This window comes from Altererythrobacter chaiwopuensis (genome assembly GCF_054957735.1).
Genome location: NZ_JBTXJF010000003.1, coordinates 37,240 through 58,184 on the forward strand (window position 1 = coordinate 37,240; position 20,945 = coordinate 58,184).

Below are 20,945 nucleotides of genomic sequence, written 5' to 3' on the forward strand. Positions count from 1 at the left end.
AACGAAAAAATCAAATCGGGGCGTGCCGATGTCAAGCGGCCTCGACCAACCGGTTCATACTTTGGGCCATCCAGTGCTGATTGGCCTTTATGGCCAGGTTCAGCGACTGGTGAAGGTCCATCAGCTGCTCAAGCGTCCAGTCATAGGCCGCAATCTTGTCCGAGATCCGCAACAGATCCTGCGAAATTGCATCCCGCGTGGCGGCATATTCATCGAGCTTTCCTTGATACCAGCTGTCTGCGAGGATCTGCGCATCCCGCAATGCGTCGGTGATGCCGTGGGCCGTGATCGGATCCTTGAAGTAGCCTGCATCGCCGACCAGCGCCCAGCCATCACCGCATGCCTGGCGCATATAGCCAGGTTCACCTGCGAAGCCGGTGAGCCGCCGCGCAAGCCGTCCACCCTCAAGCTCGCTGTCCATCTGCGGCATCAGCGCGGCAATCTGCGCCCGGAAGCCTGCGGGCTTCAGCGCCTCGCGAAATCTGTCCCGCGCGCGCTGTGGCAGGCACAGGAAAACACAGGCCTGACCGTCATTGGTGGGGATGATGCCGCCCGCGGCGCCTTCGCCCCAGTGCCAGCGATATCCGCGCGGTGAAAGTCCGTTGAAATAGCCATAGATGCAGCGCGAAGCATGCGTGCCGCGCTTGGTGTATCCCGCGCCGGCCAACCTGGCGACGGCGGAATTCCTGCCATCAGCACCGATCACCAGTTCGGCGGTAATTTTGTGGATTGCCCCACCGGCATCGCGCAGGAACGCGCCTGAAACGGCACCATCGGGAGCGCGGAGAAGGTCGACGCACTTTATGCCATGGTGGATTTCGGCACCGCTACGGCGGGCGGCGTCGACCAGAACCTTGTCGAGCGCGCGGCGCCGTGGAGCGTATAGAGCGCTGACGCCATGCTGCGGTGAAATCTCGATGTCGATCGGTTCCTGCTTGCCATAGATGAACGACGTCGCGCGCAGGGGAGGGGCGCCTGTTGCTGCGACATTGTGCACGAGTCCCCAATTGGTCAGCTGCATCACTGCGCCGCGCATCAATGCGTGCGTGGACATGGTGTCGCTGCCATACGGATCGCGATCGACCACCAGCACGCGCGCTCCCTGCCGGGCGAGCAACATGCCCGTTGCCGCGCCAGCACAACGTGCGCCCACGATAATGGCGTCATAATGTCCGTGGGCAAATCCGGTGAGAGTCATGGCAATATCCTTTCAGGCTGCGCGCAGTTTGTGCGCGCCAAGCTGGGCAATGATTGTCTGGGAAAGGGCTTCTGCATCCCGCCCGACGCCATCAATGAAGCTCGATGCGCGGTGACGCATGAAGGGCAGGCCAATGACGTAAAGTCCTGGCCAGCTGGCGATGCCGTCTTGCTGGGCGATCTCGCCATGCTCGTCGAATGTATCGAGATGCAACCAGTGATAGGAGCGCCGGTATCCAGTGGCCCAGATGACTGTTGAGATGCCCTCGCTTAGTAGGTCGATTTGCGTCGGACCTTGCGGAACGGCCGCGGGTTGCAGCCATGCTACGGGGTCCTGCTCGACGGTGAGCGACCACAGGGCTATTTCAGAATCAATCCGCTCGAGAATCTTCCTGCGTCGCCGTTCTGCAGCCGCGCATTCGCTCGCCAGGTTGTCGGCAAAGTGAATTCTTGAACCGGCGGCATTGAGCGCGCGGCCGGTGATTGTGACTCCCTGTGCAGCTAGCGCGGCCAGGTCGATATCGCCCTTGGCTGCATCCCCCACCAGTTGCAGGGAAGGCTGAGCCATCAATTCGCGCTGGCTGCGCCCTGGCGGACGGCGATCCCGAAGGAAGCCAACAAAATCGAGCCACTCGAACAGATCCATGCCGCGATAACGGCGCGGAGTGCGAACGTGACGGCCTGCGGCAAGGATCGTCCGGCGGCCAGAAACTGCCGCCTCGCGTGCCAGCTGGACACCGGTGGCCGACCCGCCGATCACCATCACGCCGCCATCGGGCAAATGGTCCATGCCGCGATACTGGCTTGGCGTGACTCGATGAATGCGGTGGTCGAGGCCAAGGCTCCAGGCCGGAACTCGTGGCCGGTCGCAGGCTCCGGTCGCTACCACCAGCGCGCGGGCAATCCAACTTCCCGCGCTGGTCACGACGCGGAACCGATCGCCGACCGGCTCGACGGCGAGCACCTCGGTATTGTCCTCGACCGGCGCGCCATGCTTGGCGGCATAATCTTCGAGCCGGTCGACGAGATCGGCAGACTTCAGAAAGCCATCTGCCCTGGTGGCCAGTGCGCCGCCCGGCATACGGGTCATCCAACCCGGGGTCAGCAAACGCAATGCTGGCCATCGTTCAGAGCGCCAGCGCTCGCCAATCCGGCCGCGTTCCAGAACGACGTGCTCGATGCTATGGGCCGAGAGACAATGGCTCATCGCCAGCCCGGCCTGGCCGGCTCCGATAATAAGGCAGTCAATCATGCGGGCCATGGGGCGCTCCTTGCTTGGTGTCGCGCCCTGTTTGGACCAGCCATGTATCGGGAATGTGCCGCGCCAGAGGCAAAATTGTTTCGATTGTTTCAGCCTACCCCAAGCTGAGCCGGACGCAGAAAGCCCGCCGGTTGCGGGAACCGGCGGGCTGGATTTCACTCTATGGCGTTGGAAGGTGAGCTTGGTGTCAGCTGACGACCGCACTCACGGCAACCGGCACACCATTGGTCATCACGTCGAATACTGCGGAGCGGGCGACCGACTGATGGACGATCTTTTCGAGGGTCTCGTCATCGGCGTCGCCCTTGATGGCCACGAGAACGCGGACGCCCTGAAAGCCGTTGCGGGTCTGCGGGTCGATGCCAAGGATACCGTTAAGGTCAATGTCGCCTTCGACGATCACATCAACCGATTCCAGCTTGACCTGGCGCATCGAAGCGATGTTGCCAATACCGGCAGTAAGGCAGGCCGACAGTGCGCCCAGCAACAGTTCGGCCGGGGTCGGGGCATTGTCGCTGCCGCAGAGCACTTCGGGGTGATCGCCTTCGATCGAATAGGTCTGCTTGTGCTCGTTTTCCGAGCAGGCGCCGAAGAAGCTCTTGAAGTTTACACGGCTATGCGTGCCCGACATCCACTTGCCATTGGCGCGGAAGGTGAAGCGAGCGATTTCGCGCTGCTTGTCGACTGCGCCAAGCGTGGCGATAAAGGTTGGGACATCAACGCCGTTCATGGCGACGCGGGCGGGCTTTTCGATGGTTACAGTGGTCATTGTATCAGGTCCTCGGATTGAATTTGAAAAGGGGAGTAAAGTCAGAGCGACTGTCCGCTCCGAACGAGGACCTTTTCCCCTCTCAATGTATCAATTCGATGCCGGCAAACGCGGCAAAAGGTTTCATTTGTTTCACCGGTCCTGTCGCAAGGATAGCGATCTGGCGATGACGTTGCTGGCCGGAACTGAAGCGCCACGGCAGCCCGGTCGACAGTGAAACTTACAAAACCCGTCGCTCTGCCGGCCTGGCAGAGTGGCAAAACCTCATGGCCTGAACCGGGTGCGGGTAGGGGACAGTTCTACCAAGTTGAAACCAGCTAGCGTTAGACTGGCAGCACCATCATGCCGCCTCACCAAGCCAGTCTCCCACGGGGCCATTTGCGGGGGGAGCGTCCTTGAAGTCTCCATCGAGAGCCATTTTCACTGCTGCGGCCGAGTTTGAGGCGCCGAGCTTGCGGATCATGTTAGCCCGATGAATTTCGACTGTTCGAGCGCTGATCGACAAGGCGTCACCGATTTGCTGGTTTGACATCCCATGAACCACACCACTCAAAACTTCTCTCTCACGCGGGGTGAGCTGCTTAATCAGATACTTTGACCGGGCCTCCACGCGCGATTTGTCAGTTGCCTGGCTGGCTTCAGATTCGATCCGCTCGATAACCGGGGTAAGCTGTTCCATAGTGAATGGCCAGGCCAGGTAGCCATCCGCACCTGCCTTGACTGCTTGCACGACCCGGTCGGTGTCTATCCGGTCTGAATAGGCAATAACCGGATTGGACAACAAATTCTCCTCCAGCGAATTGACGATGTCAGCAATCGCCTGACCTTTATCAAGGGCGAGCAGGACCGCGTGTTCGAGCTTTTCGGGATCAATTTCGCGAACCCAACTGAATTGCGCAACAAACATTGAAGCTCCGGCGAGTCGGTCGCAAACCAGCGAGCGACGGCGGGGATCAGGGTCAATAAGCGCGAAGCAGTTGATAGTCATTTCAGCACCGCCTTTTGTTCAGGTTTATCTGGCCAGTTTTTCGGTATTTTTTCCCTTCCGATCTGTTGATCGATGACCCATTCGCCCAGCTGGTCAAAGCTGAGCGGAACGAGAAATCTTAGTCCTGCAATGCCAGCCTGCGTCCAGCGCACCACTGCCCATTTCAGCGCCATTCCCTGAAGCTCAATGGTCACTTCATCGAGCGGCTTGAGATATGGCGTGCGTACCTTCACCCCGTTTTGAGAGATATCGAGAAGGTCGACCGGCACCTGTCTGCCATCAAGCGACACGTGCGCCGCTGACCGCATCTGAAGGCGCGGTGCTCTTTTGGGCAGGCCAAAATCTCCGCCGTGTGACAGTCGTTCCAGGAGTTGCGGAACATCGACCGCATTGTCGAACTGAATGCCGATCTGGCGATTTCGCGACCAGACGACCCTGCCTTCGGCCGAGAAATCACAACCAAATGTTACCTCGATTGCTGTTTCTTCTGCAAAATCGACATAGGACTTGGCCATCATGCCGGATGTGGAGATATTCCTGAGCAGGCAAAACGCCGCGATGTCTGAAGTTTCGACAAGAATCGGCCTGTAAACGGTCGTCGTCCTCGCTTGCTCGCGCTGATCGTCGATCTTTTGAGTGAATGACGCGCCCATACTAGCAACCTGGACCAAAATGTAATGACTTTTCAGTCATTACACCTATCGACCAGTCAATACTAAGTACATTTTCCTGACAGATCATCGGGCATTGCTCCATCAACACACTGCAAATATTCACACAGTATGCAGTGATGATGCATCAATCAGGTTTAATTTCAAAGCATGTCACGGTTTCATTGCAGTATCGAGTTAATGAGCAGGAAGCGCGATACCGTATCATGGCCCTATCCATTAACCATGTTTCTAGTGAGTTATACGTAATTTATTCACCATATCAGACCACGGGGGCCGGCCGTGCTCACCTTAGAGCTGGAAAGCCCTAAACTGGAGTGTATCATCACCCGTAGCTATCGCAGAAGCCAGCAATATCAGATCGATCATGGCTGGTGCGACTGAAAGAAGGGCTAATTAAGTGAGCATTCACCGCCATTCCTGATGTATGTAATGTCACCTAATTTCTGGAGCTATGATTTGGACCTTCCGCCTCAACAAGCCGACTTAGACAGAATTGAGGAGGAGGTTACTGAAGTCCTTGACGACGAGGTATTCCAGCGTTCGCCAGTGTTGGCTCGATTGCTAACTTATCTCTTTAAGATGACGGCAAAAGGTACGCATATCAAGTCATACACCATCGCGATCGACGCACTCGGAAAAACTGAGGGCGATACAAGCGATGCAGATACTTATGCCCGTGTTGCTGTCGCGCGGTTGCGGAAGGCGCTTGCCGCCTACTACGCAGCGCGACCCAAACCGGAAGCTATCCACATCGACGCTGGTACATACAGAGTCCATCTTGTGCCGCATTCGACCGAAGGACAAGGGAGCCTATCGGATAAGCTCTCTTCTCCATTGAAGGCAGCACTCCGTTGGCTGGATAGTTATCCGCGCGCCGCTTGGATCTTTGCTGCCACCTTAGCGGTGCTGATACTCGCACGTGCCTATTTCTATTTCGCCTCGGATGAAGCACCTGAGGACTGGACGACATCGAACTTCCCTCAACTGGCCATCAGCTTCGAAAATGCGGAAGGCCAAGCTGCCGAAGCGGATGAGATGCGAGAAACATTTCATTCGCTGCTGACGGGCTCGATCAGCGACTATGCGGGTATTGACCTTTTAACCAGTGGAAACGGGAAACCGGACTTCAGGCTGCACTTGCAGTCTAGTGGGCAATCTGCTGATCGAGCCTTCCAGGCCCGCCTTGTTGAGGAGGCAACCGGCAAGGTGGTCTGGCTCAAAAGCTTTCCCGCTTCGGACACACAAGCCATCAAGCGCAGTGCCGTTTCCATCGCGACGGCAATCGGTTCACCTGGTGGAGCAATTGCCAGCATCGACAGGGGAAGGAAGATAAGCGCTCGCTCGCCCTATGGATGCTGGCTGCGCTTCACAGAAAACCTGCAAACTTTCAATATCGCCGATACTGAACTGGCCGCCTGCGCAAGCGATTGGTATTCTCACGCTGATAACCAGTCGCTGGCCGCTTTTCTGTACAGCTGGACACTGATTGACAGGGCCACAATGGCAGCAAATCGCGACGAGCGAGAGGCGCTTTTGGACCAGGCGCTGAGCGTTGCGAATCGCGCAGTTTCGCTTCATCCCCAGGATGCGATCCTCTACGTCGTACAGATGCGTGCCCATATATTCCGAGGCAACCATCGTCTTACGCAGCAGGCAGCCGAGCGTGCTTTGGCTAACGCGCCGAACAACCGCGTGGTTGTTGGCTTCGCTGCCTATCTTCTGGCTATGTGTGACGATCCCAAGGGGGAAGCAATTCTGATCTCGCTTGAAGAAGATGATCGAGATATCGCCTTGCCATGGGAACATGCCGGTCACTTCGTGGCAGCGATGATGCGGGATGACGTCGAAGCAGCTGGTGAGCATATGGAGCATCTTGAACAATTCGCATACGGTCAGCCTCGGATTTTGCTGCTTAAAGCTGCCCATGCTCGCAGGTCGGGCAACACCGAGACGGCCCAAGACGCGTTCCAGCAGTTGCGCGCTCAACCGAGTGCGGCCGGGCAAGGAAGTGATGAACTGGTTGCACGCTTGCCAATGGCACCTGAAGTCAAGGCTCGCCTCAAAGAATGGCTTGCCTACTCGATGCCAGAGACGCCGCAATAAGCGGCAGCTTCACCCAGTTTGGCAAGGCAGCGCTTGGTCAGGTAATGTCTCAGTTTGATATACGACAAGCTTGGCGGATACCCGGAAAGCTTATGCCGCAGCGAACAGCAGCCGCCCTTCGCCAAGCCGATCCAGCACTTCGGCAATAATGTGTCTTTCAAAGGCGAAGCAACCCAGGCTGCGCCCGATGCGGCCTTGCGCAAGCGCCATCTGGTGGTCGACATAGTCGGCACCGTGGATCACAATGGCGCGGGCGAATGCCTTGTCGTTCACTTCATCGAGCCCGTGCAAGCGGCGCGATTGGCCATGTTTGCCGTAATAGGCATCCCCGGTCAGATAGCTGCCTTGCGATGAAGCGTTTGAACCGGGCTGGTTGGAAAAATGCTGCACGAAGCCGCTGTTGACTGGGTCAGACCCGCGTCCGTGCGAAACGAGAAAGGATCGCTCAATCCGGCCAGCTTCGACATTGGCCAGATGAAAGCGCATCTCCTTCGAATGCTGTGAGAAGTCGGCGATACCGATCCGGTCACGAAACGCGATGTGCGAAGAATGCCGGTCTAGTGCCGCAAGCGCCTGTTGCAGGAATTCGGGCTGATCGACCGGTTTGGGCGCAGCAGGTACGGTAGGCGTCACGCGCCGAAATTCGGGTGCGGCGAACGATGCAGGTGCAGCAAACGCTGCCCCTGCTGCCATGGACGCACCAAGGAAATGGCGACGGTTGAATTTCATTTTGCGATCCGTTGGTATAGCTTCCCGAATTAGATCGTGCATTTTGGTGCCTTGGCAAGGGCAAGACGGGGAAGTAGCCGATGAAACGTGGCTTGATTGCGATAATCCTGTGTTTGATCCTTGCCGTTCCAGCAGCGGCAAGGGTGCAGGATGGCGGCTGGGGTGCAGCCGACGTCACCGACTTGAAGCGTTGGTTGGAAGCAGCCCCACGCGATGCCTTGCCCGTGGTTTCAACTGAAACGCTGGATGCGGCGCAGGCCGCTGGCGATCCAGATCAGGTCAATGCCGAGGCGAGGAGGTTGGCACTTCAGCTGGCCCAGATGCATCTGTTGGGCAGCGCCGGGCAGGCCGAGCGGGCGGGCTGGCACATCGTCGATGGCGATGCGGAACTGGCGCTGGATACAATGCTCGATCAGGCGGTGGCAAATGATATGCTTGATACATTCTTCGCCCTGATGCGGCCCCGGCACGCCCAATATGCGGCCTTGCGGGCGGCCTATGATACCGAGAGCGATCCTGACCGGCGCAAGGCAATTGCGCGCAATATGGAGCGCTGGCGCTGGATGCCACAGTCACTTGGAGACGATTTCGTCATTGTAAACATTCCGCAATTCGAGGCGCAATTGTGGCGGGATGGGGAGCAATTTGACAGCTGGCGGGTAATCGTGGGCAAGGCATCCACGCCAACCCCGGCCTTCGATACCATCATCGAGGGCGTGATCCTGAATCCCTGGTGGGAAATCCCCGCCAGCATCGTGCGCGAGAGTGTGGGCGCGCTGGTTCGCAGAAGCCCCTCGCTTGCAAGGCAGCGCGGCTATGTCTGGGGCAATGGGCGGTATCGGCAAAGGCCCGGGCCGAACAATGCGCTGGGCCAGATGAAGCTGATCATGCCCAACCGCTTTTCGGTCTATATGCACGATACGCCCAACAAGCAGCTTTTCGAGGAAGAGGTCCGCGCCTTCAGCCATGGCTGCATCCGCACAGGCGATGCAATCGGTTATGCGGCGACGCTGCTGGAGGGGGTCAAGTCCCGCGAGGAAATCGATGCGATCGTCGCTTCGAACGCCACCACTTCGGTCAAGCTCGATCGATCCATCCCGGTCTACATCGCCTATTTCACTGCGGTGGCGGGCGATGCGGGCGAAATCGAGATCCTGCCTGACATCTATAACCGCGATCGCAACATCCGGTAAGGCACCAGTGTCTTCAGCGTGGCGAGACCCGCGCCCCGTCAATGATCGAGCCGCTGGGATTGACGATCACGACATCACCAGCATCGAGGCCCGACAGCACTTCGCCATACTCGTCATTGATATGACCGATTTCGAGCGCTGTATCGCGCGCCCTCGAACCGTCGAGCTTGAAAGCGTGCCAGCCGCCGTCCTGCCCGCGGAATAGCGCACCAATGGGGACGCGCAGCGCATCCTTCCTGCTCCACAACACTATGGTGGCGTCAATCTGGTATCCGTGCCCGAGACGGGCAGCTTGCTCCTCGCTGAGATTATCGAAGGCGATGATCACATTGACCCGCTGTTCCTCGATCCCGAGTGCCGAAATCTTCAGCCTCCCGAAGGGCTCGACCCGTTCGACCTTACCGATCAGGGGCTCCGGGCCGCCCCATTCGGAAATTTCCACCCTCGCGCCCGGCTTCACCTGCACAGCGTCGCGAGAGAGGAGGTCCACAACGGCCTCGATTCGGGCAGGGTCGCCGATGGTGACCAGCGGCGTTCCCTCGGGAATTACGCCCTCGCTCTCATTGATGACCGACAGCACCGCACCGCTGGTGGGTGCGCGTACGGCAACCGCTTCGCCCGATGCCGCTCCGCCTGCCGATAGCAGGGCGCGGATCCGCGCCGCCTCAGCTTGCGCTTGCGCAAGCGCCGAACGATCGGTCATCACCCGGGTGCGCGCTGCTTCGAGCTGGGACTTTGCGAGGAAACCCCGCTGCGCCAGTTCCTCGGCGCGGGCGAGATCTCGTTGTGTCTGATCGAGCGACGCCGTGGCCCCCTGTGCCGCGGCCTTGGCCGCGCTCAGCGCCCCCTGCAACTCGGCTCTGGCGCGATTGTCGAGCGGCGTGGGCGGGCGACCGCTCATACGGGTTATCAGCGCCCCGCGTACAACCCGGTCACCCGCCTCTAGCTCGATCCGACCGAGATATCCGGTGACCGGCGCTGAGACGACATAGTATTCCTCAGCGCGGGTCACTCCGTCATCGGTAATGCCGACCTGCATCGGACCTTCGGTAACCTCTCCCGTATCAACCGCTGCAGCCTCAGGCCACAGCGCATAGGCCAGACCGGCGAGCACAATGGCCACTGTCAGTATGGCCCAACGCCATCTCTTGAACATGTCCCGGATCATTCGCGTGCCTTCAATACGCGGACCATGTCGAGCCGCATGACCCGCCGCGAGACAACTAGAGCGGTCAATGTCGCTGCAATCAAGACAATGATCACCGAATAGCCATAGCTCGAGCGCATCGGATCGAAGGGCAGACGGAACAGATCCGAGCTGAACATTATGGTCATCAGCTGCGCCAGCCAGTATCCGATGAAGCAACCGAAGGGCACTGCCATGGTCACCAGTAACGCCAGTTCGCCCACCAGCACTAGCCCCACCTCGTTGCGGAAGTACCCCAACACCCGCAATGTCGCGAGCTCATGCGCGCGCTCCGAAAACAGGATTCGCGCACTGTTATAGACCACACCCACGGCAATCGCAGAGGCAAATGCGATGTAGAACGCGAGCATGGTGTAGATATTCTCGTCGATCACTTCCTCGAACTTCTTCAGCGCCGCATCGCGTTCTGTTACACCCAGCACCAGTGGCATTTCCTTGAGCTTTGTCAGAAGCCGGTCGCGCTGCAGCGGATCGATCCGCAGCTGGGCAGCCCCCACCGGAGCGGCATCGCGGGTGATCGCTGCGAGTGTCTCCTCTCCGGCATAGGCCTGCGCCCCGATGAATTCGTCGACGATGCTTGCAACCGGCATCAGGGCGGTGGTGCGCCTGCCGCCGAGCATTTCCACCAGCACCGTGTCACCCGCCGCGACCTGCAATTGACGGGCCAGCTGGCTGCTCAGCATCAGGCCCGCTGGCGGCATGGATATTTCTTCCGCGCCCGCATCGATTCGAGCAGTCAACTGTGTGTCGGGCGGTGCGCTTTCGATTGACGTGCGTTCAACCAGATTGCCATTCGACATTCGCACCGGGATCGCGCGCACGGGTTCGACGCGCAGTACGCCCGGCATGCGCGCCAGCTCGAGGATGACGTCGCGATTGCGGGGCTCGGTGAAGGTCACGGTCAGGTCCTGCTTTTGCGACCGGAAGAAATAGCCGTCGAGCATCGAGCGACTCGAATCGAGGAATTGCATCGTCGCAAACAGCAGGCCGATCGAAAGCGATACGCCCAGAACAGTGATCGCCGAACGGCCCGGCCAGCGCGCGATGTGTCGCACGATCATGTGTCCAACCGATGTGAATCCAGCCTTGTAGCCAAGCCGCTCCACCATGCCCGCACTATATACCGGTGGCGGTGGGGGTGACATAGCCACTGCCGGGTTAAGCCGGACTGCCTCGCGGGTGCCGCCCAATGCGCCCAACACGGCCGCAGCCAGCGAAAGCAGCACCGCTGCCGCCAGAACGCTGCTGTCGAGCCGGTAGATCAGGAAAGGAAAGCGGTAATATTCGGCATAGAGCTGCGTCATCTCGCGGCCCATCCACATGCCGCCCAAGGTGCCCATCACTGTTGCCAGCAGGGCAATGGCAAGGGCGAATTTGACATAGTGCCAGCCAACTGCCCAGTCGGAATATCCGAACGCCTTGATCAGTCCGATTTGCGCGCGCTCGGTACGGATCAGGCGCCCTAGCACCACATAGACCAGGAACACCGAGACCAGCAGGAAAACCGGCGGGATGACCTTGGTCAGTGCATCGAGTTGCATCAGCTCGTTGTCTAGGAACGCATGGGAGATGTGATCTTCGCGGCCATAGGCGCCGGTCCCTCCATAGGGGGCAAGCAACAGGTCGAGCGCGCGGATCACGTCGGCGCGAGGGGCACCGCGCTCCAGCGTCAGCGAAAGTGAATTGATCGCTTCGGTGCGGTCGGTCGCGGCCTCGAGCGCCTGCTCGCCCATCCAGAAGATACCGAAGCGAGAATCGTCGGGCACCAGCACGCCGGGCGCGAGGGCATAGATATAGTCGGGAGCGAGGCCGATCCCGACGATATTGAGCCGCTGCCTGCTGCCATAAATCAATGCGTCGATGCTGTCGCCCGGGCCAAGATTGTTGGCACTGGCAAACGCCTCGTCCACCACCACTTCGCCGGGATAGCCAAGGCGCGGCGTGCGTCCCTGGCGCAAAGTGAGCCGGTTGAGCTGGTCGCGTCCGCGCTCATCGATCGAATTGATCAGCGCGCGCACGGGCACGATTTTGCCCGGCATGTCGAGCGTCGCGTATTGGCGTATCGTCCCTTCCGCGCGCCGCACGCCGGGGATATGGCTCACACGTTCGACAATCGAGCGTGGGGCACGAGTCATGTCTGCAAAGACATCGGCAAAATTGTTGCGCGCGTAATAGATGTCACGCGTATCGGTGAGAGAGGAATGAACGCTCATCGAAAGTACGAAGGTGGCGGTTGCGGCGGCCAGCACGACTGCAATCGCCAGGACCTGTCCGCGCATGCGCCACAGATCGCGTAGCAGCTTGAGATCGAGCGCCTTCACCAGCTGATCCCGGCTGGTTCGATCGGAGTGGCGTTTTCCTCGATCCGCGCGATCTGGCCGTCGAGGAAGTGCAGCACGCGGTCGGCCATCGCGGCAATGCCGATGTTATGGGTGATCAGGATCACCGTAGTTCCGAGCTCGCGATTGGCCTGTGCCAGGGTTTCGAGCACCTTCACCCCGGTCGCACTGTCGAGCGCACCGGTCGGCTCGTCGCACAGCAGCACGCTGGGTTGCTTGGCGATGGCGCGGGCAACCGCCACGCGCTGCTGCTCTCCTCCCGAAAGCTGCGCAGGATAGTGATTTCGCCGGTCAGCGAGACCGACCAGTTCCAGTGCCTGCTCCGGCTCCATGGGATTTGCGGCGATATCGGTTACCAGGCGGACATTTTCCTCGGCGGTCAGGCTGGGGATGAGGTTATAGAACTGGAAAATGAAGCCGATTGACTGGCGCCGGAACCGGGTCAGATCGGCATCATCGAGCGCGGTAAGTTCGGTATCGCCAAAATGGAGCGTCCCAGATGTGGGCCGGTCGAGTCCGCCGACGATGTTCAGCAATGTCGACTTTCCGCTCCCCGATGGGCCGAGCAGAAGCACGATTTCGCCCTTTGGAATGTCGAGATCGACGCCGCGCAAAGCATGTACTTGCGTCTCGCCCGTCTGGTAGATCTTGCGCAGGCTGCGACCCTGGAACGAATAATCTGTGCCGTGGCCCTGCATGATATTGGCAGACTAGGTCACCAACTCGCCTTGACGCAACCAAATCCCGAATGGCGGGCGATATGGGCGAGATCGAGATCCTGCCTGACATCTATAACCGCGATCGCAATATCAGGCGATCCCCATGTGCCCGGCGGATAGCGCACCTGCATAGGATAGCGCCGCGCAATCGCTGTCGCCGGCATCCTGCACGCGCTTTCCGGCGAGCCGGAATGCACTCGGTTCGTCGCACGCAGAGCACGCTTGGAACACATGGAACACGGTCAAGAAGTAAAAACTTCGCTTGGCGCAGCGGCGGCGGGCGATGGAATGGGGAGCAGGGTTCACGAGGGGCGGGACAGGGGCTTGCATGGCGCCGGGGTAACAGATCGGGGCGGGGTAGGAAATTTGGCTCGCGCGGAGGCCCGGCGGCGGACGAGGTGGTGATAGATCGCAAAACGCGAATTGCCGATCGCGCGCAGCCATGCCTGGCTGGTATAGCGAAACCGCCCCTTGCTCGCAATGTCGTTGCCCGAGGCGCTGTCAGGTATGCCGAACTCGTCGTAGGAGTTGGTGGCGGTGGAGGAGCCCTGGTAGAGCGTCACCGCGATGATGCTGCCGCGAGGATCGCTGTGGAGATAGCGCCGCGTGGTGTTGCTGACCGTAGCGCCCTCATAGACGATCAACGGCCGATCACCCTGAGCCTGTCGAAGGGCCGCATCCACGTTCGAACCCTGGACATAACGCCGCAGCATTGTGCCCGCCGAGTTGTACTCGGCCACCATGGCATTGCCGTCATAGACGAAGCGTTGGATGCCCAGCGCGCCGCCGCTCACCTCATAGAGCCTGCCGGTGGGATCGTATTTGAGGGCAGCCTGGAGCGCGCCGGTATAGGCGAGCGCGGCGCAATTGCTATTGCCCGCGCCCTGCACGCGCTTTTCAACCAGGCGGTTCTCGATGTCGTAGAGATAGACGCTGGCCCCCCGATCATCCTGAGCTTGTCGAAGGACGGTCACTCTCCTCATTTGGAGCGCCTCAGCGGCGACTCCGTGCCAACAAGGAGAGTGGCTACATCAATTACGCGGCGTCACCGTAATTGCAAGAAAGAGAGTGGCTACTTCAATTACGCAGCGTCACCGAAATCTAGACTGCTACCAGTTCCGTAACTCGTCACATTGTGGATCTTCCTGATTTGCACGGAGCATAGGGATGGCTGTAGCAGCAATAATCAGTGTTCCTTTGATCTTATTCATTAACCCGCCCCGCTTCCGAGTGAGATGTCCAACCCACTGCCTTGCGACGAGATGGCCCTGCCTCGAAGATTCTTCGAAATAGAGATAGGCCTTATCGATATCTTGATCAACAATTCTGCCATTGTAGAAGATATCTCCAAGCAGGAACGATGCAGGCGAGAACCCCTTTCCAGAAAGACAGGTCAATTCGTCAATGTACTTACGTGAATTGCCAAGATGTTGGAAAAATCTTGCCAGTCTATAAGCCGCCTCAACCGAACCCATTTCCTTTGCTTTTGAAAGGTAACACTCCGCTTTCTCGAGATCGGATGGAATGCCGTATCTGCCATATGCATAAATATCGCCAAGTGCGACATAGCTAATGATAGATCCCTTTGCTGCTAAATCTTCAAAAACCCTAAGTGCCAACTGGGGATTATCTTTGCGCATTAACAATGCGTTACTCACGGCTTCACTTTGAGGATCGGATTCGATTTCCGATTGAAACGTGTTCATAGAATTAGGCCTGTAAAAACAATTAGTTCGAACTGATGCTTGACTATCTCGTTGCTAATGTGCCGGCACCCCCACCCAAAATCGCAATCCCACATGCTCCAGCCGACGCAAATGTGCATACGCCTACAACGATCACACCTACAATTACGAAGGCTCCTGTGGCCAAATCTTCTGTGGTGAAGTTGCTTGATTGCTCATCCTCTGGCCGTCGAGGGGGAGTGCTCGTTGGCCTTTCAGGCCTGCCCGACGGGTCAGGCAGTTCAGGTATCACGCCATCTTGTGATTCGTCACCCGGCGGCACACATCCCAAAGCAAACATCAAACAACCTTCAAATATTCCACGCCGCCTTCCTCGCTTTGGTTCTTTGCTATCTTTGTCATCTTTTGCAAAACTGAATGTCGACCCCTGTGAGCCGCTTCCTCGATCTGGCGCGGCGTTCGCGTTGTTCGCCCTTCCGATCGCATCGAGAGCACTGCCACCCGAACAACTCGAACTGACGTTTCCCCTGCTATCCCCCGCGCAGCTCCCGATCGCTATTGTCCCCGTCGGATCGACCCCATTGATCGGATCATTGCCGACATAGGCATAGAGGTTGAACTGGTCCTCGTAGCCGATCGGGTCGGTCTGGAGGAACCGGCCCAATGTGGGCGAGTAAATGCGGGCCCCTTCGACTGCCTGCCAAGGCAGGCGCTCAGGACAGGCTTGTAGTAATACATGCCCAGTTCGGGAATCCAAGCCTGCCCGGTAAACTGGAACCGGCCCTTGCTCGCCAATACCTGCCCTGGACCCCGATCCGGGGTCGTTGCCCGACGCGCTGTCGGGAATGCCGAATTGTCCTCACTCCGTTCGTTCAGCTTCGCTTCCGCAGCTTGCACCCTCAACCCGCATCCTCACGCTGCGGCCTTGCGCTGTTCGGGGCGGCTTGCGGGTATGCGCGGGGCGGGGATCTTGCTGGCGAACCACACCTGCCGCCGCCCGTTATCCTTGGCCTGATAGAGCGCCTCGTCCGCGGTGGCGAAGGCGTCTCCCAGATCGACCCTGCCACCTCGCGGCAGGATCGCCACCCCGATGCTGCAACTGATCTCGTGCACCTCGCCGCCTGGCCCCGCCTCGGCCCAGCGCAACTTCTCGTGGCACAATCGCTCGGCAAAGTCGCGGACGCGCGCCTCGCCCTGAAAGCGCGCGAGCAGCACGAACTCCTCCCCGCCGAAGCGCGCGACAAGGTCCTCGGCGCGGCAGGCGTCGCGCAGCCTGCCCGCGAATTGCAGAAGTATCACGTCGCCATGCGCATGGCCGAAACTGTCGTTGACCTGCTTGAAATGATCGATGTCGAGGATCATCAGCGCGTGCACCCCCTGCCTGCGGTCTGCCCTGGCGAAGATGCTGTTAAACCGGGTGATGAAGGCGCGGCGATTGGGGATGCCGGTCAGCTCGTCGGTCTGCGCCAGCTGCATCACCTGGTCGCGCTCCTGCTCGATCCTGTCACGCTCGCGGCGCAGCGATAGGGCGCACAGCGCCACCACCACGCTGGTGGTGAACGCCTCGATCAGCACTGCGGTATAGAAGCCGAGATCGAAGATCGGCAGATCGGCAATCACGCCGTTGGCGCGCAGTACCCGGCTGACCGCGACCAGGCCCACGCCCGAAAGCCCCAGCAGTTGCAGCATCGCCATCCGGTCGCCCTTGATCGCGTTGCGCACCAGCACGGAAATGGTGGTGAGCACCATCGCACCAAAAGCGAGATGGATGATCTGCGCGCCCACGAACGGCAGCCATGGCGATGCCAGTATGATTGCGAAAGTAACCGCGCAGCAGCCGAACCCGGCGATGTGGAGCGCGCGCAGCCATGCCGCCCCCATCAGTTCGCGGCTGCACAGCCTGCCGATCAGCAGGCAGGCCGACATGGCCACCCAGCCAAGCGCAAGATAGACGGTGATCGAGCGCTGCACCATCGTCGCCTGCGGAAACAGATCGAAGATGATGCCCGACCAGGCGATGTGATTGACGATGAGGCCCGTCACCATCATCGTGTGGAACAGGATGAACCGTTCGCGCAGCGCGAGGAAGTACACGCCGTTGAGCAGCAGCGGGGCGAACAGCAGGCCCATCACCAGCGCGCTGGTTATGCGGCCACTGTGGTGGAGCGCGATGTCGTGCGCCCGCTCGGCCAGCTCGATGTCATACCAATTGGTCGGATCGAAAGGGTTGTCGATCTTGAGCAGGATGGCGGTGGGGCGCACCCCCGCCTCGTCCATATAGGGCAGCGAGACGGCATAGGGCGCCCGCCAGCGCGCTGTCTGGTCGGCCAGCGAATGATCGGTGGTAATCAGCCGCCCATCGGCAAATTGCCGGGTCAGCATGAAGGCACCGTGGCGCGAGGTGCGCACGCGCAGCACCGGATCACCCAGGCCTTCATCCGCCGCGCCGATATCGGCCGCGATCCACAGCGTATAGGTGGCTTTGGCCATCTTGTCGGGCCCGCAATCGAACTCGGCACGCCGCGCCATGATCTGCGCCGGGGTCGCCTCGGCAGAACCGGCGAGGGTGCACAGCTGCGGGCCAAGCTGGCGCAGCTCGGCCGCATGCGCGGCATGAACGGGCACCATGCCGATAACGGCAAGCACCAGCCACAGGCCGATAAGCTTTGCGAACCCGAACAATGCGCGCCCCCTTTGATGGTAGGGAGAGATACCGAGTGAGCGTTAAGAAACCTTGTTCACCAGACAGTTGGTTGAAATCCGGGGACGACGGACTTGGTAAAGACAAGCCAAGATGGCGGTTGGTGCGAAGTTCATCACTGTTTTCGCGGCACAGCTGCACGCGCAATTGAACCGCGGATGGAGAGCGCCAACCGGATGATACAAGCAATTTCTCGCGATCCGGCCCGCCAGCCATGTTCTTCAGGATGCGCATGGACCTAGCGCGCACGAATGATATGGAGGGGCCGAGAATCGAAGGAGGTTACCTTGTCCAGCACCGTTCCCGCATATCCCGAACTCAATCTGCTGATCGGTGAAGAGGCGATCGGCGCTTCCGGTCGCGACACGATCGATGTGCTCGATCCCGCGACGGGCGAGGTCATCGCCGCACTGCCCAAGGCGACCACGGCCGATCTTGACGCAGCGCTGGAGGCCGCCGCACGCGGCTTCAAGCAATGGCGCGCGACCTCTGCCGACCAGCGCGAAGCGGTGCTGCGCAAGGGCGCGGCGCTGATCCGCGAGCGGGCCAAGGATATCGGCGCGGCCATCACCCGCGAGCAGGGCAAGCCGCTGAAGGAAGCGGTGGGCGAGACGATCTATTGCGCCATGTTGCTCGAATTCTATGCCGGTGAATGCAAGCGGCTCTATGGCAAAACGCTGGTGCGTCCGGACGGCCAGCGGGTCGAAGTGAGGCACGAGCCGGTTGGCCCGGTGGCGGGCTTTTCGGCGTGGAATTTCCCTGCGCTCAACGTGATCCGCAAGGTCGGCGGGCCGCTGGCGGCGGGCTGTTCGGTCATCGTCAAGCCGTCGGAGGAAACGCCGGCGGGCGGGCTGGGCATCGTCCAGGCCTTGCGCGATGCGGGTGTGCCCGGGGACGTATGCCAGGCCGTGTTCGGTGTGCCCGACGATATCAGCCGCCACCTGCTCGCCAGCCCGGTTATCCGCAAACTCACCTTCACCGGCTCGACCGCGGTGGGCAAGCACCTCGCCAAGCTGGCGGCGGAGAACCTTCAGCGCGCCACGCTGGAGCTGGGCGGGCATGGGCCGGTGCTGGTGTTCAATGATGCCGACATCGACAAGGCGCTCGATACCATGGCGGGCAACAAGTTCCGCAATGCCGGGCAGGTCTGCGTCAGCCCCACGCGCTTCCTGGTAGAAGAAGATGTTTTCGAACGCTTCCGTGACGGCTTTGTCGAACGGGCGAGGGCGGTCAAGGTCGGCAATGGCTTCGACGGCGACACGGTAATGGGCCCTATGGCGAGCCAGCGCGGCCCGGATGGCATTCAGGCCAAGCTGGCTGATGCGCTCGACAAAGGGGCGAAGCTGGGCGCGGGCGGAAACCGCATCGGCAACCAGGGCTATTTCCATGAGCCCACTGTGCTGAGCGAAGTGCCGCTTGATGCGACCATCATGAATGAGGAGCCGTTCGGCCCGGTCGCTCTGATCAACCCGATGAAGGGCGAAGAGGCGATGATCGAGGAAGCCAACCGGCTGCCTTATGGCCTTGCCGCCTATGCCTGGACCCAGGATGCGAAGCGCCGGATGCGGCTGGCCAGCGAGATCGAAGCGGGCATGATCGCGATCAATGGCGGCACGGTGAGCGCGGTGGATGCGCCCTTTGGCGGCGTCAAATGGTCGGGTTACGGGCTTGAGGATGGCGCCGAGGGTGTCACCGCCTGCATGGTCTCGAAAACTATTCACGAAGCCGTCTGAGGGAAGGAAGCACGAATGAAGACCCGTGCCGCTGTGGCTTTTGAGGCCAAGAAGCCGTTGGAAATTGTCGAAGTTGAACTTGAGGGGCCGAAAGCGGGCGAAGTGCTGGTGGAGATCATGGCCACCGGCATCTGCCATACCGATGCCTATACGCTCGACGGGTTCGATTCCGAAGGCATCTTCCCCAGCATCCTGGGCCATGAGGGCGCGGGGATCGTGCGTGAAGTTGGGCCGGGCGTGAGCTCGGTGAAGCCGGATGACCACGTGATCCCGCTCTACACGCCCGAATGCCGCCAGTGTAAGTCGTGCCTGTCGGGCAAGACCAATCTGTGCACCGCGATCCGCGCGACGCAGGGCCAGGGGCTGATGCCCGATGGGACATCGCGCTTCAGCTACAAGGGGCAGACGATCTTCCACTACATGGGTTGTTCGACCTTTTCGAACTTCACTGTGCTGCCCGAGATCGCGGTGGCGAAGATCCGCAAGGATGCGCCGTTCCAGAGCAGCTGCTACATCGGCTGCGGCGTGACCACGGGCGTCGGTGCTGTGATCAACACCGCCAAGGTGCAGGTGGGCGACAATGTGGTGGTGTTCGGCCTCGGCGGGATCGGCCTCAACGTGATCCAGGGTGCGCGCCTAGCTGGTGCGAACAGGATTATCGGTGTCGATATCAACCCGGATCGCGAGGAATGGGGCCGCAAGTTCGGCATGACCGAATTTCTCAATTCGAAGGGCATGAGCCGCGAGGACATCGTGGCGAAGATCGTGCTGATGACCGAAGGCGGGGCGGATTATACCTTCGATGCAACCGGCAATACCGAGGTGATGCGCACCGCGCTTGAGGCCTGCCACCGCGGCTGGGGAACCAGCATCATTATCGGCGTGGCCGAGGCGGGCAAGGAAATCGCCACCCGTCCGTTCCAGCTGGTGACAGGGCGCAACTGGCGCGGCACCGCCTTTGGGGGTGCGAAGGGCCGCACTGACGTGCCCAAGATCGTCGACATGTACATGACCGGCAAGATCGAGATCGACCCGATGATCACCCATGTTATGGGCCTCGAAGATATCAACACCGCCTTCGACCTGATGCATGAAGGCAAGTCGATCCGCTCGGTCGTCGTCTATTGAGTTCCTTTCGCTTGACCGGACCCCTCCGGCAGGACACGTAGCGAATCGCAACCCAAAGAGGAGACTTTGCGAATGTACAGTCACATGATGGTCGGTTCGAACGACATCGACCGGTCCAAGACCTTCTACGATGCCACCTTCAAGGCCATGGGCGGCAAGGAAGGCATCAAGGATGACAAGGGCCGCCTGATTTACATGCACAATGGCGGGTTGTTCCTTGTCACCACCCCGATTGACGGCCAGCCAGCCACGGCGGGCAATGGCTGCACTATCGGTCTTGCGATGACTCCGGAGCAGGCCGATGCCTGGCACACGGCGGGCGTGGCCAATGGCGGCACCGCAATCGAGGATCCGCCGGGCGTGCGCGAAGGCGGCGGCATGTCGCTTTATCTTGCCTATCTCCGCGATCCTGACGGCAACAAGCTCTGCGCTCTCCACCGGATGTAATCCGCAGAGCCGGATTCCCGAAAGGCGCGGCGGGGTAGGCCATTGTGCTGACCTCGCCGCGCTTTTGCGTCT

The 20,945-nt window shown here is 60.0% G+C and carries 19 protein-coding genes; 5 read left to right on the forward strand and 14 right to left on the reverse strand.

Annotated features, from left to right (window positions below; genetic code table 11):
* Positions 1-31: 31 nt before the first annotated feature.
* The 5 genes from ACX3VQ_RS11660 to ACX3VQ_RS11680 all read right to left on the reverse strand — a co-directional run bounded on the left by ACX3VQ_RS11660 (position 32) and on the right by ACX3VQ_RS11680 (position 4,868).
* Complete coding sequence (locus ACX3VQ_RS11660) at positions 32-1,198, reverse strand: NAD(P)/FAD-dependent oxidoreductase (RefSeq protein ID WP_462581247.1); 1,167 nt, start codon at positions 1,196-1,198, stop codon at positions 32-34.
* Between the two features lie 12 nt (positions 1,199-1,210).
* Complete coding sequence (locus tag ACX3VQ_RS11665; protein ID WP_462581248.1) at positions 1,211-2,458, reverse strand: flavin-containing monooxygenase; 1,248 nt, start codon at positions 2,456-2,458, stop codon at positions 1,211-1,213.
* A gap of 187 nt (positions 2,459-2,645) precedes the next feature.
* Complete coding sequence (locus ACX3VQ_RS11670) at positions 2,646-3,227, reverse strand: OsmC family protein (RefSeq protein ID WP_462571135.1); 582 nt, start codon at positions 3,225-3,227, stop codon at positions 2,646-2,648.
* A gap of 340 nt (positions 3,228-3,567) precedes the next feature.
* Positions 3,568-4,215 (reverse strand): response regulator transcription factor, encoded by a 648-nt coding sequence (locus ACX3VQ_RS11675; protein WP_462581249.1) that lies wholly within the window; start codon positions 4,213-4,215, stop codon positions 3,568-3,570.
* Positions 4,212-4,868 (reverse strand): PilZ domain-containing protein, encoded by a 657-nt coding sequence (locus ACX3VQ_RS11680; protein WP_462581250.1) that lies wholly within the window; start codon positions 4,866-4,868, stop codon positions 4,212-4,214. Before ACX3VQ_RS11680 ends, ACX3VQ_RS11675 begins: the two co-directional genes overlap by 4 nt.
* A 450-nt stretch (positions 4,869-5,318) precedes the next feature.
* Between ACX3VQ_RS11680 and ACX3VQ_RS11685 the strand changes: the two genes are divergently transcribed.
* Positions 5,319-6,992: a tetratricopeptide repeat protein gene (locus ACX3VQ_RS11685; RefSeq protein ID WP_462581251.1), complete on the forward strand. Its 1,674-nt coding sequence runs from the start codon at positions 5,319-5,321 to the stop codon at positions 6,990-6,992.
* Positions 6,993-7,082: 90 nt separating this feature from the next.
* Here ACX3VQ_RS11685 and ACX3VQ_RS11690 read toward each other — a convergent pair whose 3' ends face one another.
* Positions 7,083-7,721 (reverse strand): murein L,D-transpeptidase catalytic domain family protein, encoded by a 639-nt coding sequence (locus ACX3VQ_RS11690; protein WP_462581252.1) that lies wholly within the window; start codon positions 7,719-7,721, stop codon positions 7,083-7,085.
* Positions 7,722-7,801: 80 nt separating this feature from the next.
* Here ACX3VQ_RS11690 and ACX3VQ_RS11695 point away from each other — a divergent pair, with 80 nt between their 5' ends.
* Positions 7,802-8,914 carry a L,D-transpeptidase family protein gene (locus ACX3VQ_RS11695; RefSeq protein ID WP_462581253.1) on the forward strand — a complete coding sequence of 371 codons (1,113 nt, stop codon included), beginning with the start codon at positions 7,802-7,804 and terminating at the stop codon, positions 8,912-8,914.
* 13 nt (positions 8,915-8,927) lie between these two features.
* On the opposite strand, the gene ACX3VQ_RS11700 is transcribed toward ACX3VQ_RS11695, so the two are convergent.
* The 8 genes from ACX3VQ_RS11700 to ACX3VQ_RS11735 all read right to left on the reverse strand — a co-directional run bounded on the left by ACX3VQ_RS11700 (position 8,928) and on the right by ACX3VQ_RS11735 (position 17,546).
* Entirely contained in the window at positions 8,928-10,070 is a 1,143-nt protein-coding gene (locus ACX3VQ_RS11700; protein WP_462572505.1) for an efflux RND transporter periplasmic adaptor subunit, read from the reverse strand.
* Between the two features lie 8 nt (positions 10,071-10,078).
* Complete coding sequence (locus ACX3VQ_RS11705; protein WP_462581254.1) at positions 10,079-12,442, reverse strand: ABC transporter permease; 2,364 nt, start codon at positions 12,440-12,442, stop codon at positions 10,079-10,081.
* Positions 12,439-13,158, reverse strand: a complete 720-nt coding sequence (locus ACX3VQ_RS11710; RefSeq protein ID WP_462581255.1) for an ABC transporter ATP-binding protein — start codon at positions 13,156-13,158, stop codon at positions 12,439-12,441. Before ACX3VQ_RS11710 ends, ACX3VQ_RS11705 begins: the two co-directional genes overlap by 4 nt.
* A 17-nt stretch (positions 13,159-13,175) precedes the next feature.
* Positions 13,176-13,343: a hypothetical protein gene (locus ACX3VQ_RS11715; protein WP_462581256.1), complete on the reverse strand. Its 168-nt coding sequence runs from the start codon at positions 13,341-13,343 to the stop codon at positions 13,176-13,178.
* 138 nt (positions 13,344-13,481) lie between these two features.
* Positions 13,482-14,162 carry a hypothetical protein gene (locus ACX3VQ_RS11720; protein WP_462581257.1) on the reverse strand — a complete coding sequence of 227 codons (681 nt, stop codon included), beginning with the start codon at positions 14,160-14,162 and terminating at the stop codon, positions 13,482-13,484.
* Between the two features lie 126 nt (positions 14,163-14,288).
* Positions 14,289-14,885 (reverse strand): tetratricopeptide repeat protein, encoded by a 597-nt coding sequence (locus ACX3VQ_RS11725; RefSeq protein WP_462581258.1) that lies wholly within the window; start codon positions 14,883-14,885, stop codon positions 14,289-14,291.
* Positions 14,886-14,928: 43 nt separating this feature from the next.
* Entirely contained in the window at positions 14,929-15,621 is a 693-nt protein-coding gene (locus ACX3VQ_RS11730; protein ID WP_462581259.1) for an RHS repeat-associated core domain-containing protein, read from the reverse strand.
* Between the two features lie 155 nt (positions 15,622-15,776).
* Positions 15,777-17,546: a GGDEF domain-containing protein gene (locus tag ACX3VQ_RS11735; protein WP_462581260.1), complete on the reverse strand. Its 1,770-nt coding sequence runs from the start codon at positions 17,544-17,546 to the stop codon at positions 15,777-15,779.
* A 306-nt stretch (positions 17,547-17,852) separates the two neighbouring features.
* Here ACX3VQ_RS11735 and ACX3VQ_RS11740 point away from each other — a divergent pair, with 306 nt between their 5' ends.
* The 3 genes from ACX3VQ_RS11740 to ACX3VQ_RS11750 all read left to right on the forward strand — a co-directional run bounded on the left by ACX3VQ_RS11740 (position 17,853) and on the right by ACX3VQ_RS11750 (position 20,873).
* Positions 17,853-19,298 (forward strand): NAD-dependent succinate-semialdehyde dehydrogenase, encoded by a 1,446-nt coding sequence (locus tag ACX3VQ_RS11740; protein ID WP_462581261.1) that lies wholly within the window; start codon positions 17,853-17,855, stop codon positions 19,296-19,298.
* 15 nt (positions 19,299-19,313) lie between these two features.
* Positions 19,314-20,426, forward strand: coding sequence for an S-(hydroxymethyl)glutathione dehydrogenase/class III alcohol dehydrogenase (locus tag ACX3VQ_RS11745; protein ID WP_462581262.1), 1,113 nt, complete (start codon positions 19,314-19,316; stop codon positions 20,424-20,426).
* 72 nt (positions 20,427-20,498) lie between these two features.
* Positions 20,499-20,873, forward strand: a complete 375-nt coding sequence (locus tag ACX3VQ_RS11750) for a VOC family protein (protein WP_462581263.1) — start codon at positions 20,499-20,501, stop codon at positions 20,871-20,873.
* Positions 20,874-20,945: the final 72 nt, after the last annotated feature.

What these genes read in the sequence shown, in the direction of transcription:
- ACX3VQ_RS11660 (WP_462581247.1), bottom strand. Translation starts at nt 1,198, where the DNA reads ATGACTCTCACCGGATTTGCCCACGGACATTATGACGCCATTATCGTG.
- ACX3VQ_RS11665 (WP_462581248.1), bottom strand. Translation starts at nt 2,458, where the DNA reads ATGGCCCGCATGATTGACTGCCTTATTATCGGAGCCGGCCAGGCCGGG.
- ACX3VQ_RS11670 (WP_462571135.1), bottom strand. Translation starts at nt 3,227, where the DNA reads ATGACCACTGTAACCATCGAAAAGCCCGCCCGCGTCGCCATGAACGGC.
- ACX3VQ_RS11675 (WP_462581249.1), bottom strand. Translation starts at nt 4,215, where the DNA reads ATGACTATCAACTGCTTCGCGCTTATTGACCCTGATCCCCGCCGTCGC.
- ACX3VQ_RS11680 (WP_462581250.1), bottom strand. Translation starts at nt 4,868, where the DNA reads ATGGGCGCGTCATTCACTCAAAAGATCGACGATCAGCGCGAGCAAGCG.
- ACX3VQ_RS11685 (WP_462581251.1), top strand. Translation starts at nt 5,319, where the DNA reads ATGTCACCTAATTTCTGGAGCTATGATTTGGACCTTCCGCCTCAACAA.
- ACX3VQ_RS11690 (WP_462581252.1), bottom strand. Translation starts at nt 7,721, where the DNA reads ATGAAATTCAACCGTCGCCATTTCCTTGGTGCGTCCATGGCAGCAGGG.
- ACX3VQ_RS11695 (WP_462581253.1), top strand. Translation starts at nt 7,802, where the DNA reads ATGAAACGTGGCTTGATTGCGATAATCCTGTGTTTGATCCTTGCCGTT.
- ACX3VQ_RS11700 (WP_462572505.1), bottom strand. Translation starts at nt 10,070, where the DNA reads ATGTTCAAGAGATGGCGTTGGGCCATACTGACAGTGGCCATTGTGCTC.
- ACX3VQ_RS11710 (WP_462581255.1), bottom strand. Translation starts at nt 13,158, where the DNA reads ATGCAGGGCCACGGCACAGATTATTCGTTCCAGGGTCGCAGCCTGCGC.
- ACX3VQ_RS11715 (WP_462581256.1), bottom strand. Translation starts at nt 13,343, where the DNA reads ATGCCGGCGACAGCGATTGCGCGGCGCTATCCTATGCAGGTGCGCTAT.
- ACX3VQ_RS11720 (WP_462581257.1), bottom strand. Translation starts at nt 14,162, where the DNA reads ATGAGGAGAGTGACCGTCCTTCGACAAGCTCAGGATGATCGGGGGGCC.
- ACX3VQ_RS11725 (WP_462581258.1), bottom strand. Translation starts at nt 14,885, where the DNA reads ATGAACACGTTTCAATCGGAAATCGAATCCGATCCTCAAAGTGAAGCC.
- ACX3VQ_RS11745 (WP_462581262.1), top strand. Translation starts at nt 19,314, where the DNA reads ATGAAGACCCGTGCCGCTGTGGCTTTTGAGGCCAAGAAGCCGTTGGAA.
- ACX3VQ_RS11750 (WP_462581263.1), top strand. Translation starts at nt 20,499, where the DNA reads ATGTACAGTCACATGATGGTCGGTTCGAACGACATCGACCGGTCCAAG.